This is a genomic window from Streptomyces sp. NPDC088706 (assembly GCF_044752765.1).
Taxonomy (GTDB): domain Bacteria; phylum Actinomycetota; class Actinomycetes; order Streptomycetales; family Streptomycetaceae; genus Streptomyces.
In genome coordinates this window covers 539,200-554,703 of the sequence record NZ_JBIVLW010000002.1, presented here as the reverse complement: position 1 = coordinate 554,703, position 15,504 = coordinate 539,200, and the positions used below count along the sequence as shown (strand labels likewise).

General features: G+C 71.6%; 13 protein-coding genes and 1 pseudogene. 7 read left to right on the top strand and 7 right to left on the bottom strand.

The window, feature by feature from the left end:
- The first annotated feature begins 86 nt into the window (after positions 1-86).
- From ACIQAK_RS08155 to ACIQAK_RS08135, 5 genes are all read left to right on the top strand, one after another.
- Positions 87-788 carry a spermidine synthase gene (locus tag ACIQAK_RS08155; protein ID WP_366387451.1) on the top strand — a complete coding sequence of 234 codons (702 nt, stop codon included), beginning with the start codon at positions 87-89 and terminating at the stop codon, positions 786-788.
- A 243-nt stretch (positions 789-1,031) separates the two neighbouring features.
- Positions 1,032-1,769 carry a response regulator transcription factor gene (locus tag ACIQAK_RS08150; RefSeq protein ID WP_018509977.1) on the top strand — a complete coding sequence of 246 codons (738 nt, stop codon included), beginning with the start codon at positions 1,032-1,034 and terminating at the stop codon, positions 1,767-1,769.
- The gene (locus tag ACIQAK_RS08145) at positions 1,766-2,842 is read left to right on the top strand and encodes a HAMP domain-containing sensor histidine kinase (RefSeq protein ID WP_366387450.1); all 1,077 of its coding nucleotides are present in this window, start codon (positions 1,766-1,768) and stop codon (positions 2,840-2,842) included. The genes ACIQAK_RS08150 and ACIQAK_RS08145 overlap by 4 nt, the downstream gene beginning before the upstream one ends.
- 282 nt (positions 2,843-3,124) lie before the next feature.
- On the top strand, positions 3,125-7,012 hold the full coding sequence (locus ACIQAK_RS08140; protein ID WP_366387449.1) for a multifunctional oxoglutarate decarboxylase/oxoglutarate dehydrogenase thiamine pyrophosphate-binding subunit/dihydrolipoyllysine-residue succinyltransferase subunit: 3,888 nt from the start codon (positions 3,125-3,127) through the stop codon (positions 7,010-7,012).
- 99 nt (positions 7,013-7,111) lie between these two features.
- Positions 7,112-7,297 carry a DUF6104 family protein gene (locus ACIQAK_RS08135; protein ID WP_003966321.1) on the top strand — a complete coding sequence of 62 codons (186 nt, stop codon included), beginning with the start codon at positions 7,112-7,114 and terminating at the stop codon, positions 7,295-7,297.
- A 3-nt stretch (positions 7,298-7,300) separates the two neighbouring features.
- On the opposite strand, the gene ACIQAK_RS08130 is transcribed toward ACIQAK_RS08135, so the two are convergent.
- The gene (locus ACIQAK_RS08130; RefSeq protein ID WP_366387448.1) at positions 7,301-8,143 is read right to left on the bottom strand and encodes a hypothetical protein; all 843 of its coding nucleotides are present in this window, start codon (positions 8,141-8,143) and stop codon (positions 7,301-7,303) included.
- A 153-nt stretch (positions 8,144-8,296) separates the two neighbouring features.
- Here ACIQAK_RS08130 and ACIQAK_RS08125 point away from each other — a divergent pair, with 153 nt between their 5' ends.
- Together ACIQAK_RS08125 and ACIQAK_RS08120 are read left to right on the top strand one after the other, a co-directional pair.
- Positions 8,297-9,154 carry a DUF4097 family beta strand repeat-containing protein gene (locus ACIQAK_RS08125; protein ID WP_366387447.1) on the top strand — a complete coding sequence of 286 codons (858 nt, stop codon included), beginning with the start codon at positions 8,297-8,299 and terminating at the stop codon, positions 9,152-9,154.
- Position 9,155: 1 nt separating this feature from the next.
- Positions 9,156-10,235 (top strand): helix-turn-helix transcriptional regulator, encoded by a 1,080-nt coding sequence (locus ACIQAK_RS08120; RefSeq protein WP_366387446.1) that lies wholly within the window; start codon positions 9,156-9,158, stop codon positions 10,233-10,235.
- 59 nt (positions 10,236-10,294) lie between these two features.
- On the opposite strand, the gene ACIQAK_RS08115 is transcribed toward ACIQAK_RS08120, so the two are convergent.
- The 6 genes and pseudogenes from ACIQAK_RS08115 to ACIQAK_RS08090 all read right to left on the bottom strand — a co-directional run bounded on the left by ACIQAK_RS08115 (position 10,295) and on the right by ACIQAK_RS08090 (position 15,094).
- Positions 10,295-10,873: a Clp protease N-terminal domain-containing protein gene (locus ACIQAK_RS08115; RefSeq protein WP_366387445.1), complete on the bottom strand. Its 579-nt coding sequence runs from the start codon at positions 10,871-10,873 to the stop codon at positions 10,295-10,297.
- The gene (locus ACIQAK_RS08110) at positions 10,873-11,082 is read right to left on the bottom strand and encodes a sigma factor-like helix-turn-helix DNA-binding protein (RefSeq protein WP_366387444.1); all 210 of its coding nucleotides are present in this window, start codon (positions 11,080-11,082) and stop codon (positions 10,873-10,875) included. The genes ACIQAK_RS08115 and ACIQAK_RS08110 overlap by 1 nt, the downstream gene beginning before the upstream one ends.
- Before the next feature lie 49 nt (positions 11,083-11,131).
- Positions 11,132-11,221 (bottom strand): annotated as a pseudogene (locus ACIQAK_RS08105) (GNAT family N-acetyltransferase); the annotation flags it as partial.
- Positions 11,199-12,626 carry a cellulase family glycosylhydrolase gene (locus ACIQAK_RS08100; RefSeq protein ID WP_366387443.1) on the bottom strand — a complete coding sequence of 476 codons (1,428 nt, stop codon included), beginning with the start codon at positions 12,624-12,626 and terminating at the stop codon, positions 11,199-11,201. The gene ACIQAK_RS08100 and the pseudogene ACIQAK_RS08105, both read right to left, overlap by 23 nt.
- Positions 12,627-12,734: 108 nt before the next feature.
- Positions 12,735-13,703: a zinc-binding dehydrogenase gene (locus ACIQAK_RS08095; protein WP_366387442.1), complete on the bottom strand. Its 969-nt coding sequence runs from the start codon at positions 13,701-13,703 to the stop codon at positions 12,735-12,737.
- A 149-nt stretch (positions 13,704-13,852) separates the two neighbouring features.
- On the bottom strand, positions 13,853-15,094 hold the full coding sequence (locus tag ACIQAK_RS08090; RefSeq protein WP_366387441.1) for an NADP-dependent malic enzyme: 1,242 nt from the start codon (positions 15,092-15,094) through the stop codon (positions 13,853-13,855).
- Between the last annotated feature and the right edge of the window lie 410 nt (positions 15,095-15,504).

The window sequence follows — 15,504 nt, the reverse complement described above, 5'->3', positions numbered from 1 at the left end:
TGCGCGGCGCGCACCCGGACCGGTGACCGTCACCGGAACGGCTAACGGCTGAGGCCGGGTGCTGTCCCTCTCCTAGAATCCGGGCCATGGAGCCCGACACCTTCTCCCGCGCCATGGTTCCCCCGGCCCCCGTCCCCCTGGACCGCCGCGAAGGCCCTTTCGGCGAGGTCGTCCTGCGCGAGCGCGGGGAGCACTTCGAGATCATCGCCAACGGCTGCTTCCTGATGGACACCTCCGACGGGCGCTCCGAGCGGCTGCTGATCGACGCCGCTCTGGCCGCCCTGCCGGGCGACCGGACCGGCCCCCGCGTGCTGATCGGCGGGCTCGGTGTGGGTTTCTCGCTGGTACGGGCCGCCGAGGAGGACCGCTGGGGGCGGATCGTCGTCGTGGAGCGGGAGCAGGCGATCGTCGACTGGCACCGGACAGGGCCGCTGGAGCGGATCTCCGGGGCGGCGCTGGCCGACCCCCGGACCGAGGTCCTGCACGCGGACCTGGTCGCCCATCTCCGTACCGCCACGGAGCGTTACGACGCGCTCTGCCTGGACATCGACAACGGGCCCGACTGGACCGTCACGGACGACAACGGGAGCCTCTACTCCCCCACCGGGCTGGCCCACTGCCATGACCGGCTGACCCCGGGCGGGGTGCTCGCCGTCTGGTCCGCGCAGCCGTCGCCGGCCTTCGAGCAGGCCCTGTGGAATGCCGGGTTCAGCGGGGTTAGGACGGAAGAAGTGGCTGTTGCCCGAGGTGTGCCCGACGTGGTCCATCTCGCATCGAAGGCTCGTTGACGGGTCGGCCGGCCCCTCCCGGCGGGTGCGGTCCGGTGGCGAGCGGGGTCAACCGGCACAAGGCAGACGATCCGTCGCCCCACCGGATACGCCCGCGCCCCCCGGGGCAACACCCTGCGTAGCCGTGGGCCCTCCACAGCCTTTACGCTGCTGACCGGCACACAGGGATCACCGACGAAATCCACGAGCGAAGACCGTGCCTCGCGGGGATTGGCCTCCGCGAGAACGGGCAGGGGCGGGGCGATGGAACAGACACACACCACCCACAACGGCGTCGCGGCCACCCCAGGGGCTCAACGCCGGGTGCTGGTGGTCGAGGACGACGCCACGATCGTCGACGCCATCGCCGCCCGGTTGCGGGCGGAGGGTTTCCTCGTGCAGACCGCACTGGACGGGCCCGCGGCCGTGGACGCGGCCGAGGCCTGGCAGCCCGACCTGATGGTGCTCGACATCATGCTTCCCGGCTTCGACGGCCTGGAGGTCTGCCGCCGGGTGCAGGCGACGCGCCCGGTGCCGGTGCTGATGCTGACCGCGCGCGACGACGAGACCGACATGCTGGTCGGGCTCGGGGTCGGCGCCGACGACTACATGACCAAGCCGTTCTCCATGCGGGAGCTGGCCGCCCGGGTGCACGTCCTGCTGCGCCGGGTGGAGCGGGCCGCGCTGGCCGCCGTCACCCCGCGGAGCGGGATACTGCGCCTCGGCGAGCTGGAGATCGACCACGCGCAGCGCCGGGTGCGGGTGCGCGCGGAGGACGTCCACCTCACGCCGACCGAGTTCGACCTGCTGGTGTGCCTCGCCAACACCCCGCGCGCGGTGCTCTCCCGTGAGCAGCTGCTGGCCGAGGTCTGGGACTGGGCGGACGCCTCGGGCACCCGTACGGTCGACAGCCACATCAAGGCGCTGCGCCGCAAGATCGGCGCCGAGCGGATCCGTACGGTGCACGGCGTGGGCTACGCCCTGGAGACCCCGGCCCCATGAGCCGGCCAGGGTCGGGGATGCGGCCCTTCTCCATCAAGGCCAAGCTCGGCACGCTCGTCGTGGTCTCGGTGTTCATCACCACGGGGCTGCTGATCGTCGCCCTGCGGACCCGGACCGAGTTCCAGTTCATCACCGTGTTCTCGGTGATCGCCACGTTGCTGATCACCCAGTTCGTGGCGCACGGTCTGACCGCGCCGCTGGACGAGATGAGGGCGGTGGCCCGGTCGATCTCGCACGGCGACTACACCCGCCGGGTGAGCGGCGCCGGGCGGCGCGACGAGCTGGGCGACCTGGCCCAGACGATCAACCGCATGGCGGACGACCTGGAGGCGGAGGACCGGCACCGCAAGGAGCTGGTCGCCAACGTCTCCCACGAGCTGCGGACGCCCATCGCGGCGCTGCGGGCCGTGCTGGAGAACGTGGTGGACGGGGTGTCCGCCGCGGACCCCGAGACGATGCGTACGGCGCTGAAGCAGACGGAGCGGCTCGGCCGGCTGGTGGAGACGCTGCTGGACCTGTCCCGGCTGGACAACGGGGTGGTGACGCTCAAGGCGCGCCGTTTCGAGGTGTGGCCGTATCTCTCGGGCGTATTGAAAGAAGCCAATCTCGCCGCGTCCCAGCGGCGCCTGTCGTCGGGGTCGGGCAACCACTCCCGTACGGACGTCCATCTGCATCTGGACGTCTCGCCGCCGGAGCTCACCGCGCACGCGGACGCGGAGCGGCTGCACCAGGTGGTGGCCAACCTCATCGACAACGCGGTCAAGCACAGCCCGCCGCACGGCCGGGTGACGGTCCTGGCGCGGCGCGGGGCCCACCCGGAGTCGCTGGAGCTGGAGGTCGTCGACGAGGGTCCCGGCATCCCGGAGGCGGAGCGGTACCGGGTCTTCGAGCGGTTCAACCGGGGCCAGGCCCCCTCACCGCACGGTCCGGGCAGCGACGGAGGGACGGGGCTCGGGCTGGCCATCGCCCGCTGGGCGGTGGATCTGCACGGCGGCCGGATCGGAGTGGCCGAATCCGCTCGGGGTTGCCGCATCCAGGTCACCCTTCCGGGGTTGACCGAGCGACGCGGTTGACGGTGCGGTTGACATAGGGTTCGAACCGGAAGGGTACGTTCTCCGTGTCCTCCTGGAAGAGGATCTCAAGGGGATACGGTCAGCTGATCGTATCCACGGTCCCGCGTACCCGAAGTGCAGTGGAACCTCGCTTGTTTCCCGCCATTTCCTGCGCCGAAACCCGCGTTGCGATGTGATGTGCACGACGAAGCACCGGCCCGGTCTGCAAGGAACGGTTCGGGGGGCGTAGCCTTGATTTCCGCTGTCCATCACCTTGTGAAGCGGAAGAGGGCGGTTGCCGCCGTGTCGTCTCAGTCCCCCAGTAACTCGAGCATCTCGACCGACCAAGCCAGCCCGGGCACCAACCCGGCCGCCGCGTTCGGCGCGAATGAGTGGCTCGTCGACGAGATCTACCAGCAGTACCTCCAGGATCCCAGTTCGGTCGATCGCGCCTGGTGGGACTTCTTCGCCGACTACAAGCCGGGTACCTCCGGCACGGCGGACAAGCCCGCTCCCGGCGCCGCAGCCTCGGGGGCTGCGGCGACCGAGGTCCCGGCCGCCACCGCTCCGGCGCAGGCCGCGCCGACGGCCGGCGCCGACGCCGAGGCCGCACCGGCCCCGGCGAAGCCCGCCGCCGCTGCTCCGGCAGCCCCGGCCCAGGCCGCGCCGGCCGAGACGAAGCCCGCCGAGCCGAAGCCCGCCGAGCCGAAGCCCGCCGAGGCCAAGGCCGCACCGGCCCCGGCGAAGCCCGTGGCGGCCAAGCCCGCAGCCGCGCCCGCCCCGGCGAAGGCCAAGGCGGACGGGGCCACCGAGGCCCCGGTCGGACCCGAGTACGTGACGCTGCGCGGCCCCTCGGCCGCCGTGGCGAAGAACATGAACGCCTCGCTGGAGCTGCCGACGGCCACGTCCGTCCGCGCGGTGCCGGTGAAGCTGCTCTTCGACAACCGCATCGTCATCAACAACCACCTCAAGCGCGCCCGCGGCGGGAAGATCTCCTTCACGCACCTCATCGGGTACGCGATGGTGCAGGCCCTCAAGGCCATGCCGTCGATGAACTACTCCTTCGCGGTGAAGGACGGCAAGCCGACCCTGGTCAAGCCGGAGCACGTCAACCTCGGTCTCGCCATCGACCTGGTGAAGCCGAACGGCGACCGTCAGCTGGTCGTCGCGGCCATCAAGAAGGCCGAGACGCTCAACTTCTTCGAGTTCTGGCAGGCGTACGAGGACATCGTCCGGCGCGCCCGCATCGGCAAGCTCGGTATGGACGACTTCTCCGGCGTCACCGCCTCGCTGACCAACCCCGGCGGGATCGGCACCGTCCACTCGGTGCCCCGCCTGATGCCCGGACAGGGCCTCATCATGGGCGTCGGCGCGATGGACTACCCGGCCGAGTTCCAGGGCACCTCCCAGGACACCCTGAACAAGCTCGGCATCTCGAAGGTCATGACGCTGACGTCGACCTACGACCACCGGGTCATCCAGGGCGCGGCATCCGGCGAGTTCCTGCGGGTGCTGAGCCAGCTGCTGCTCGGTCAGAACGACTTCTACGACGAGATCTTCAAGGCCCTGCGCATCCCGTACGAGCCGGTCCGCTGGCTCACGGACATCGACGCGTCGCACGACAGCGACGTGACGAAGGCCGCGCGGGTCTTCGAGCTGATCCACTCCTACCGGGTCCGCGGCCACGTCATGGCCGACACCGACCCGCTGGAGTACCGCCAGCGCAAGCACCCCGACCTCGACATCACCGAGCACGGCCTCACCCTGTGGGACCTGGAGCGGGACTTCGCGGTCGGCGGGTTCGCAGGCAAGTCGATGATGAAGCTCCGCGACATCCTCGGCGTGCTGCGTGAGTCGTACTGCCGCACCACCGGCATCGAGTTCATGCACATCCAGGACCCGAAGCAGCGCAAGTGGCTCCAGGACCGGGTGGAGCGGCCCCGCGCCCAGCAGCCCGAGCGCGAGGAGCAGCTGCGCATCCTGCGCCGGCTGAACGCGGCGGAGGCCTTCGAGACGTTCCTGCAGACCAAGTACGTCGGTCAGAAGCGGTTCTCGCTGGAGGGCGGCGAGTCCGTCATCCCGCTGCTCGACGCGGTCATCGACTCCGCTGCCGAGGCCCGCCTCGACGAGGTCGTCATCGGGATGGCCCACCGCGGCCGCCTCAACGTGCTGGCGAACATCGTCGGCAAGTCGTACGCGCAGATCTTCCGCGAGTTCGAGGGCAACCTCGACCCGCGCTCGATGCACGGCTCCGGCGACGTCAAGTACCACCTGGGCGCCGAGGGCACCTTCACCGGTCTGGACGGTGAGCAGATCAAGGTCTCGCTGGCCGCCAACCCCTCGCACCTGGAGGCGGTCGACCCGGTCCTGGAGGGCATCGCCCGCGCCAAGCAGGACATCATCAACAAGGGCGGCACGGACTTCACGGTCCTGCCGATCGCGCTCCACGGCGACGCGGCCTTCGCCGGCCAGGGCGTCGTCGCCGAGACGCTCAACATGTCGCAGCTGCGCGGCTACCGCACCGGTGGCACCGTGCACGTGGTGATCAACAATCAGGTCGGCTTCACCGCCGCCCCGGAGTCCTCGCGTTCCTCGATGTACGCCACCGACGTGGCGCGCATGATCGAGGCGCCGATCATCCACGTCAACGGGGACGACCCGGAGGCCGTGGTCCGCGTCGCCCGGCTCGCCTTCGAGTTCCGGCAGGCGTTCAACAAGGACGTCGTGATCGACCTCATCTGCTACCGCCGCCGCGGTCACAACGAGGGCGACAACCCGGAGTTCACCAACCCGCAGATGTACACCCTGATCGACAAGAAGCGCTCGGTGCGCAAGCTCTACACCGAGTCCCTCATCGGTCGCGGCGACATCACGCTGGAAGAGGCGGAGCAGGCGCTCCAGGACTTCCAGGGTCAGCTGGAGAAGGTCTTCGCCGAGGTCCGCGAGGCCACCTCGCAGCCGGCCGCCCCGCACATCCCGGAGCCGCAGGCCGCGTTCCCGGTCACCGTGGAGACCGCGGTCACCGCCGAGGTCGTCAAGCGGATCGCCGAGTCCCAGGTCAACATCCCCGAGTCGATCACCGTCCACCCCCGCCTGATGCCGCAGATGCAGCGTCGCGCGGCCTCGGTAGAGAACGGCACGATCGACTGGGGCATGGGCGAGACCCTGGCCATCGGTTCACTGCTGATGGAGGGCACGCCGGTCCGGCTCGCCGGCCAGGACACCCGCCGGGGCACCTTCGGTCAGCGCCACGCGGTGCTGGTGGACCAGGTCACCGGCGAGGACTACACCCCGCTGCTGTACCTCACCGAGGAGCAGGCCCGCTACAACGTCTACGACTCGCTGCTCAGCGAGTACGCGGCGATGGGCTTCGAGTACGGCTACTCGCTGGCCCGCCCGGAGTCGCTGGTGATCTGGGAGGCCCAGTTCGGTGACTTCGTCAACGGCGCCCAGACCGTCGTGGACGAGTTCATCTCCTCGGCCGAGCAGAAGTGGGCCCAGACCTCCGGCGTCACGCTGCTGCTGCCGCACGGCTACGAGGGCCAGGGCCCGGACCACAGCTCCGCCCGCCCGGAGCGCTTCCTGCAGATGTGCGCCCAGGACAACATGACGGTCGCCATGCCGACCCTGCCGTCGAACTACTTCCACCTGCTGCGCTGGCAGGTGCACAACCCGCACCACAAGCCGCTCATCGTCTTCACCCCGAAGTCGATGCTGCGTCTGAAGGCCGCGGCGTCGAAGATCGAGGAGTTCACCACCGGCGGCTTCCGTCCGGTGATCGGCGACGCGTCGGTCAAGGCCGAGGACGTCCGCAAGGTCGTCTTCTGCGCGGGCAAGCTCTACTACGACCTGGACGCCGAGCGGGAGAAGCGCGGCGACACGGAGACCGCGATCATCCGGCTGGAGCGCCTGTACCCGCTGCCGGGTGCGGAGATCCAGGCCGAGATCGCCAAGTACCCGAACGCCGAGAAGTACCTCTGGGCGCAGGAGGAGCCGGCCAACCAGGGTGCGTGGCCGTTCATCGCGCTCAACCTGATCGACCACCTGGACCTGGCCGTCGGCGCGGACGTGCCGCACGGCGAGCGCCTGCGCCGCATCTCGCGGCCGCACGGCTCGTCCCCGGCGGTCGGCTCGGCCAAGCGTCACCAGGCGGAGCAGACGCAGCTGGTCAACGAGGTCTTCGAGGCCTGACCAGCGCACGGCAGCACCTCCGGGGACCCGGTTCCGCGCTCGTCGCGGGGCCGGGTCTCCGGCGTTCCGGGCACCTCCGGGCCTCGCTATCCTTTCCCCATGTACTTCACGGACCGTGGCATCGAGGAACTGGAGAAGCGGCGCGGCGAGGAGGAGGTCACCTTCGAGTGGCTCGCCGAGCAGCTGCGTACGTTCGTCGATCTCAACCCCGACTTCGAGGTGCCGGTCGAGCGCCTCGCGACCTGGCTGGCCCGGCTGGACGACGAGGACGACGAGGACGCGTAGTCGTCAGGGCCGCTGCGGCTGACCGGCCTCCGCGCCCGCCCGGGCCCGGTGGTACGCGAGCCCCAGTGCGCCCTGCGCCAGGAGCACCGCCCCGGCGGCCGCCCAGCCTCCGCTGCGGCGGCGCGCGCCCCACAGCAGGAGCGGGAGTCCGGCGGCGAGTTGGAGAGCCGCCACGGCACGGGCCCGGGGGCCGCGCACCCAGGGACCGAGGCCGCTGCTCTCGACCGCGTCGAGCTCGACCCGTACGGCGTCGCGCCACCCCGCCCACGCGATGCGCTCCGCCCCGCGCTGCACCCCGGCGACGCTGCGCAGCCGGTCGGCGCTCCCGCCCGGGCCGAGCCCCGGCGGCAGGGTGAGTCCGGTACGGGTCAGGACCGCCAGCAGGCCGCGCAGCCGGGCCTCGGCGTCCGCCTCCGGGTCGGGCCGGGTCAGCTCCTCCAGCGCCTGGAGGTCCAGTACGGGGTCGAGGCCCAGCCGGGCCGCGAAGGTGCGCATGGCCTCGTCCTCGCCCACCGGGGTGCCGTCCGCCAGCCAGACGTAGCCGACGGTGCGGCGGAATCCGGCGGCCAGGGTGTATCCGGCCCGGTCCCCGTCCCACCACAGGGCGAGCACCGGCCAGGTGGAGCCGACGGCCAGGGCGGTGGCCCAGCCGCCGATGACCCGGTCGACCGGTTCGGCGTCACCGCCGCCGGCGTCCCGCCAGGGCTTCCCCTCCGGTACGAGGACGCTCCACTCCTCGCCGGCCCGCGTCAGCAGCATCTGCTCGCGCAGCAGGTGGGCGAGCGGCCGTACGGTCTCGGGCTCGGCGCGGCACAGCAGGAGCGCCCCCGTGGATGTCGCGTTCATACGCCACACGCTAGGGCAATTTGCCCGACTCTGGTGCCCTTTGCCGGTCGGTGGCACGCACACATGCGGCTTGACTTCCCCCATCCGCGATATATCGTGTTCCTACGAGACGCGATATGTTGCGTCGGAACCCCTCTCCGGGAGGTCCTGTCCATGACTGTGCCGAAGCGGACCGTCGCCGAGCCGCAGAAGCTCACCTTCGACGACCCGGTGACCGCGCTCCACGTACGCATCGTGGGCGGCACGGTCAACGTGGTCGGGACCGACGAGCCGGGCGCCCGGCTGGAGGTCTCCGCCATCGAGGGGCCGCCACTCCTCGTCACCCACGAGGACGGCCGCCTGACCGTGGCGTACGAGGACCTCCCCTGGCAGGACCTCCTGCGCCGGCTCGACCCCGCCGGGCGCCGCCGCAGGGCGGTGGTCACACTGGCCGTGCCCGCCGCCGCCTCGGTGGAGGTCGGCGTGGTCGGCGCCGGGGCCGTGGTCTCCGGGATCGCCGGCCGCACCGACGTACGCGGCATCGCCGGCGACATCACCCTCGTCGGGCTGACCGGCGCGGTGCGCGGGGAGTCCGTCTCGGGCAGCCTGGAGGCCCAGCGGGTCACCGGGGACCTGCGCTTCCACTCCGTGGCCGGTGATCTGACGGTGGTCGACGGGGCGGGGGCCTCGGTCCGGGCCGAGTCGGTCAGCGGGGACATGGTGCTGGACCTCGACCCCTCCGGGAAGCCCACCGACATCCGGCTGACCACGGTCTCCGGCGAGATCGCGATCCGGCTGCCGCACCCGGCGGACGCCAGGGTCGAGGCGAACACCGCGAGCGGGACCGTCTCCAACGCCTTCGAGGATCTGCGGGTCGGCGGGCAGTGGGGAGCGAAGAAGATCTCCGGCACCCTCGGCGCCGGAACGGGGACCCTGAGGGCGACGACCCTCTCCGGCTCGATCGCCCTGCTGCGCAGGCCCCCCGCCAAGGACGACGTGTACGGTGCCGAACCGGCCGGAAAGGTTCTCTGACATGCCCCCCGTTTTCGCCCACGGCCGTCTGCGGCTGTATCTGCTCAAGCTCCTGGACGAGGCGCCGCGCCACGGTTACGAGGTGATCCGCCTGCTGGAGGAGCGCTTCCAGGGCCTGTACGCCCCGTCCGCGGGCACCGTCTACCCCCGGCTGGCCAAGCTGGAGGCCGAGGGCCTGGTCACCCACGCCACCGAGGGCGGCCGCAAGGTCTACTCGATCACCGGTGCCGGACGCGAGGAACTCGCGGGCCGCGGCGGCGAACTGGCCGATCTGGAGCTGGAGATCCGCGACTCCCTCTCCGAACTGGCCGCCGAGATACGCGACGACGTGCGCGGGGCCGCGGGCCGGCTCCGCAGCGACATGCGGGCCGCCGCCTCCGAGTCCCGGCAGGGCGCGGGGACCGGCGGCACGAAGGACAAGCGGTCGTCCCCCTTCGGGGACTTCGGCGACTTCGGCACCCTGGGCGACTTCGGCGACAGCGACGCGTGGCGCACGGCCAAGGAGGAGCTGAGCCGGGCCAAGCAGGAGTGGAAGGAGCAGGCGCGCCGGGCGAAGGACGAGTCCCGGCGCGCCCGCGAGGAGGCCCAGCAGGCCCGCCGCCAGGCCAAGGAGGCCCAGGACAGGGCGCGCGAGCAGATGCGGGACGCCGCCCGCCAGGTGCAGGAGCACTTCGCGCGGGGCGACTGGCCCTCCGGCGTACGGGAGGGGCTGGCCGAGATCACCGGACAGCTCGGCGGCTTCGCCCGCTCGGGCGGCTGGACCTCGTTCGGCAAGCCGGGCCCGTTCGACGCCGAGACCACGGAGGGCCCCTCGGCCACCGAGACCGCTCCGGGCCCCGACGCCGCCTCCGACTGGGGCACGGACGTCCCGGTCACCGACGATCCGGCGCGCGACCTGGACCGCCTGCTGGACCGGTTCCGCGACACCGTCCGAGACACGGCCCGCGACCACGGGGTGACGGGAGACCAGCTGGCCGAGGCCCGCGGCCACCTGGGCGCGGCGGCGGCGCGGATCGAGGCGCTGCTGACGCCGGAGGGCGCGGAGAACCCAGTGGGCGCGACGGGCGACGAGAAGAGCTGAGGCCGGAGACGGGGCGGGTGCCACACACAGGGCACCCGCCCCGTCTCCGTATCCTCACCTCACCCCGCCTTGGCGTGCCCTTGCCCGTCGGCCTCGGGCCCGTACAGTGCGCGGTGCGCGGTCGCGTACGTCGCCCCGTGCTCGGCGAGGACGTCGGCGACGGTCCCGGGGGTCGCCGTGAGCGCCAGGAGCAGGTGTTCCTCGCCGATGAAGCGGTCGCCGCGCCCCAGGGCGACCCGCAGCGACTTCTCCAGGATGCTCTTCGCTCCCGGCGTGAAGGGGCGGTGCCCCGACCACCACCGGCGGCTGCCCCGGCCGGCGTCGAGAGCGCCCTCGCCGTGGGCCCCTTCGACCCGGTCCACGATGGCGCCGACGTCGATCCCGATCCCCGCGAGGGCCTCGGTGTCGGCCTTCGTCAGCCCGCCCCGGCGACGGGCCTCCGCGAACGAGGCGTCGAGGGAGGCGCGGCGCCCGCTGAGCCCGAGGGCGGCGAGGGCGAAGGAGGCCCGGCTCCCTTCCTGATCCAGCAGGGCGAGCAGCAGGTGTTCCTCGGTGACCGATCCGGCCCCGACGCGCTCCGCCTGCGCCACGGCTCCCTTTACGGTCGCGCGGGCTCCTTGGGTGAACCGTTCGAACATCAGCGCCTCCCGTACTTCTTGTGCACGGCCTGCCGGCTGACACCCAGCTCGGCGGCGATCTCCTGCCACGACCATCCCTGGACGCGGGCACTGCGTACCTGTACGGCTTCGAGCTGCTCCAGCAGCCGCCGCAGCGCGGCCACCGCCCGCAGCCCGACGCACGGGTCGCGGTCACCGGCGCGTGCGGCCAGATCCGTTGCTTCGGTCATGACGTCAACCTACATTGACACCACCGTCACGTCAATCAAAGTTGACACCGGCGGGGGCGAAGGCGTGGAGCACGGCGGAGGCGTCGGCGGGGAGCCAGGGGCGCAGCAGGAACCCTTCAGGGGTGGTCAGTTCGGCCATGCGGACCAGCTTCCCGCACCGTCACCACCACTTCCGTCCCCGGCCACGCAAGCACGGTCAGGCGGCCCCCGTACGGCGCCTTGCCGAGGACGCGGGCGGCCCGGCCGGTGACGGAGACCCGCCAGCCACGGGCGGAAGGCGGCAGGGACAGCTCGGTGACACCGGGGCGAGCGGCGGCCCGGTAGGCGATGCGGTAGGAGCGGCTCTCCGCGTCGTAGGTGTCGGAGCGGACGGTGCCCGCCACGGCGGGAGCGTACGGGGTCGCCGTCCGCTCCTTGTTCGTACGGAAGCGGCCCCGCTCGTCCACCGCGCAGTAGCCGCCGCCGTAGCACCAGACGTACCCGGCCCAGCCGGAGCTGTAGCGGTTCAGGGAGGCGACGGCCTCGCGGTAGAAGCGGCCCATGCTGGGGAGGGAGTTGTTGAGCGGCCCCCACTCACCGACGACCACGGGCATCCGGTGGCGGGCCGGGTAGGCGGTGACGGCGGCCTCGTACGCCTCGATCCAGTCGGCCCCGGGGTCGTAGTCCGCGCCCGCCTCCATGGCGGTGTTGTAGAAGTGCGGGGCGTACACCGTCCGGCTGTCCTCGATCCGGCCGAGGCCGGTGGGCACGCCCTCGCCGACGATCGGGGTCGGTTCGACGAAGAGCCAGGTGTCCCGGTCCTCGGCGCGGATGGCCCGGGCGAGGCGGTTGTACATCGGGGTGAGGTGCTGGGCCTCGATCCGGCGGGCGGCGGTGGGCAGGTCCTCGCCCTCGCGCAGCTCCCCCATCGGCTCGTTGATCAGGTCGTAGCCGATGACGGCCGGGTGGCGGCCGACGCGTGCCGCGAGGACCTGCCACATGGCGGCCTGGGCGCGTCGCAGGTCGGGGTCCTCGTAGAGGTGGGTGAAGGCCCGCTGGACGGCGGGCTGGAAGTACTCGGAGAACCAGTCGTCCGGGTTCGGCGTGAACGGCAGCCCGTCGGTCCTGGTGGCCCAGGCGGGGATGCCCCGGTGGCCGAACACGGGCCCGAAGACGTCCTGGTGGGCGTCGATGAGGACGTGGACGCGGTGCTTGCTCGCCCAGTCCAGGACGCGTTCGATCCGCCGGAGGTAGCGCTCGCTGTACTGGCCGCGCCGGGGCTCCAGGTCGTCCCAGAAGACCAGCAGCCGGGCGAAGTTGAAGCCGTTCGCCCGCAGGTCGCGGAAGTGGCGTTCGGTGATGGCGCTGAGTGCGGCCTCGCCCCGGTTCGCCTTGTCCTCGACGTTCCAGCCGCGCAGGGTGAGGGTGCGGCCCCGGTCGTCGGTCAGGGGCGGGATGGAGCGTTCGTACGACGCCGGGGCGGGGGCCGGGGTGGATGCGGGGTGCGCCGAGGCAGCGGGGACGAGGACCCCCGCCGCCAGCACGGACGCGACGACAACTGCCATGAGTGCTCTGCCCATTCGCATGGGGCGCATCCCATCAGCAGAGCTGACACTTGTTCAAGTATGGGTCACCGGTGAATTCTGCCGGGTCCCGGCGTTCGGCCCCCGGCCCTACGCGGTCGGCCGGAGCACGATCTTCCCGAACTGCTCGCCGTCGGCCAGCCGCTGGAATGCCTCACGGGCCCGGTCCATCGGCAGTACCTCGTCGATGACCGGACGCACCCCGGTCGTGGCGCAGAACGCGAGCAGGTCCTCCAGCTCGTCCTTGGAGCCCATGGTGGAGCCGACGACCTTCAGCTCCAGGAAGAAGATGCGGGTCAGCTCGGCGTGCGAGGGCCGGTCCCCGCTGGTGGCGCCCGAGATGACGAGGGTGCCGCCGGGGCGCAGCGACTTCACCGAGTGGGACCAGGTGGCGGCCCCGACGGTCTCGATGACGGCGTCCACCCGCTGCGGCAGCCGCGCCCCGGGCTCGTACGCCTCCAGCGCACCGAGCTCCACCGCCCGCTTGCGCCGGGCCTCGTCGCGGCTGGTGGCGAAGATCCGGAGTCCGGCGGCCTTCCCGAGCACGATCGCGGCGGTGGCGACCCCGCCGCCCGCGCCCTGGACGAGCACCGAGTCACCCGGCCGCACGCCGGCATTGGTGAAGAGCATCCGGTACGCGGTCAGCCAGGCGGTCGGCAGGCAGGCGGCCTCCTCGAAGGAGAGCTCCTTCGGCTTGGGCAGCACGTTCCAGGTGGGGACGGCGACCTGCTCGGCGAAGGTGCCCGGGTAGCGCTCGGTGAGGATGGAGCGCGGCTCCTTCGGCCCGACGCCGTGCCCGGACTGGCCGATCACGGAGTGCAGGACGACCTCGTTGCCGTCCTCGTCGATGCCGGCGGCGTCACAGCCGAGGATCATCGGAAGCCGGTCCTCCGCGAGGCCCACGCCCCGCAGCGACCAGAGGTCGTGGTGGTTGAGGGAGGCGGCCCGGACGGTGATGGTGCTCCATCCGGCACGCGCCTGCGGGGCCGGGCGTTCGCCCAGCTCAAGGCCGTTGAGGGGCTGGTCGGGATCGATGCGGGCTGCGTAGGCGGCGAACATGGCTAGACGATAGGCGGGGCGGCCCCGGCGGCGTAACCGCCTGCGCGTGTGACGCACACCAAGTGGCCCGGTCACACGCCGGAGGGGATGGGAAGGGGCGGGGCCCGTACCGACCGGACCCCGCCCACCTCCAACCGCTCAGCCCGGCCTCAGCGCCGAGCCACACCCTCCGCCCGCGCGGCCGCGGCGACCGCCGCCGTCACCGCCGGAGCCACCCGCTCGTCGAACGGCGAGGGAATGACGTAGTCCGCCGCCAGCTCATCGCCGACCACGTCGGCCAACGCGTTCGCCGCGGCGATCTTCATGCCCTCGGTGATCCGGGAGGCCCGCACCTGGAGCGCCCCCGCGAAGATCCCCGGGAACGCCAGCACGTTGTTGATCTGGTTCGGGAAGTCGGACCGCCCGGTCGCCACCACGGCCGCGTACTTGTGCGCGACCTCGGGGTGGACCTCCGGATTCGGGTTGGCCATGGCGAAGACGTACGCACCGGGCGCCATCGACGCCACCGCCGCCTCCGGCACCGTACCGCCGGAAACACCGATGAAGACGTCGGCACCGGCGAGCGCCTTCTCCAGCGAACCGGAGATCCCGGCCCGGTTGGTGAGCTCGGCCAGCTCGCGCTTGACGTCGGTCAGGTCGTCCCGGTCCCGGCTCACGATGCCCTTGCGGTCGGCCACGGCGACATCGCCGATGCCGGCCTCCAGCAGGAACTTGGCGATCGCCACGCCCGCCGCGCCCGCGCCGGAGATCACGCCGCGCAGGTCGCCGAGCGTCCGCCCGGAGAGCTTGGCGGCGTTGCGCAGGGCGGCGAGGGTGACGACGGCGGTGCCGTGCTGGTCGTCGTGGAAGACCGGGATGTCCAGCCGCTCCTGGAGCTTGCGCTCGATCTCGAAGCACCGGGGCGCCGAGATGTCCTCCAGGTTGACCCCGCCGAAGGAGGGGGCGAGCCGGACGACGGTGTCGACGATCTCGTCGGCGTCGGTGGTCGCAAGGGCGATCGGCACCGCGTCGACGCCGCCGAACTGCTTGAAGAGGATGGCCTTGCCCTCCATCACGGGGAGGGACGCCTCGGGCCCGATGTCACCGAGACCGAGCACGGCGGTGCCGTCCGTCACGACGGCCACGACCTGGGACTTCCAGGTGTAGTCGTGGACGAGCTCGGGGTTCTCGGCGATGGCGCTGCACACTTTCGCCACGCCGGGCGTGTACGCCAGGGAAAGGTCGTCCTTGTCCCGGATCGGGACGGTGGACTGCACGGCCATCTTTCCTCCCCGGTGGAGGGCGAAGGCCGGATCGAAGGGCTCGTCGGCCCCGGTGTCCGCTGCGCTCGTGCGCTCGATGCCGCTGTCGGTCGTGCTGTCGCTGCGAGGATTGACGATCTCCGCTGCCATGGTGTTGACCCCTTAAGTCTTCATCGTTTGAGGGTGGCCACTCCTGGTTGAGGAGGGGTGGGCGGGCACCGCGTACGAGCCCTGCGCCGAGCGGTTGGCCCGCCCCGGCAGGGTGAGGTACATACGCGCGGGCGCGCCGCACACGCGCCCTGAGCCCCGGATGAGGGGTGTAAACGTCTTTCTTACCGGACCAACCCGCTCCCGCACGAGTCCATTCCGATGCGGTGACGTGACTCATAGTCGAATATCTGGACAAGTCGGCAAACCGGCATAAATGCCGCCCAGCAGGAGAGACACACCGAAGATTCTCCGGCGGTGGGGAGGCTTCACGACAGATGGTCCGGTCCCGAGGTACCGGCCACGTGAGTTCGCGGGTCGCCCGTTATCCGATTTTGACATGGCTGGGCCCC

What these genes read in the sequence shown, in the direction of transcription:
- ACIQAK_RS08090 (WP_366387441.1), bottom strand. Translation starts at nt 15,094, where the DNA reads ATGGCAGCGGAGATCGTCAATCCTCGCAGCGACAGCACGACCGACAGC.
- ACIQAK_RS08130 (WP_366387448.1), bottom strand. Translation starts at nt 8,143, where the DNA reads ATGAACGCGACATCCACGGGGGCGCTCCTGCTGTGCCGCGCCGAGCCC.
- ACIQAK_RS08145 (WP_366387450.1), top strand. Translation starts at nt 1,766, where the DNA reads ATGAGCCGGCCAGGGTCGGGGATGCGGCCCTTCTCCATCAAGGCCAAG.
- ACIQAK_RS08135 (WP_003966321.1), top strand. Translation starts at nt 7,112, where the DNA reads ATGTACTTCACGGACCGTGGCATCGAGGAACTGGAGAAGCGGCGCGGC.
- ACIQAK_RS08110 (WP_366387444.1), bottom strand. Translation starts at nt 11,082, where the DNA reads ATGACCGAAGCAACGGATCTGGCCGCACGCGCCGGTGACCGCGACCCG.
- ACIQAK_RS08150 (WP_018509977.1), top strand. Translation starts at nt 1,032, where the DNA reads ATGGAACAGACACACACCACCCACAACGGCGTCGCGGCCACCCCAGGG.
- ACIQAK_RS08100 (WP_366387443.1), bottom strand. Translation starts at nt 12,626, where the DNA reads ATGGCAGTTGTCGTCGCGTCCGTGCTGGCGGCGGGGGTCCTCGTCCCC.
- ACIQAK_RS08125 (WP_366387447.1), top strand. Translation starts at nt 8,297, where the DNA reads ATGACTGTGCCGAAGCGGACCGTCGCCGAGCCGCAGAAGCTCACCTTC.
- ACIQAK_RS08155 (WP_366387451.1), top strand. Translation starts at nt 87, where the DNA reads ATGGAGCCCGACACCTTCTCCCGCGCCATGGTTCCCCCGGCCCCCGTC.
- ACIQAK_RS08120 (WP_366387446.1), top strand. Translation starts at nt 9,156, where the DNA reads ATGCCCCCCGTTTTCGCCCACGGCCGTCTGCGGCTGTATCTGCTCAAG.
- ACIQAK_RS08115 (WP_366387445.1), bottom strand. Translation starts at nt 10,873, where the DNA reads ATGTTCGAACGGTTCACCCAAGGAGCCCGCGCGACCGTAAAGGGAGCC.
- ACIQAK_RS08095 (WP_366387442.1), bottom strand. Translation starts at nt 13,703, where the DNA reads ATGTTCGCCGCCTACGCAGCCCGCATCGATCCCGACCAGCCCCTCAAC.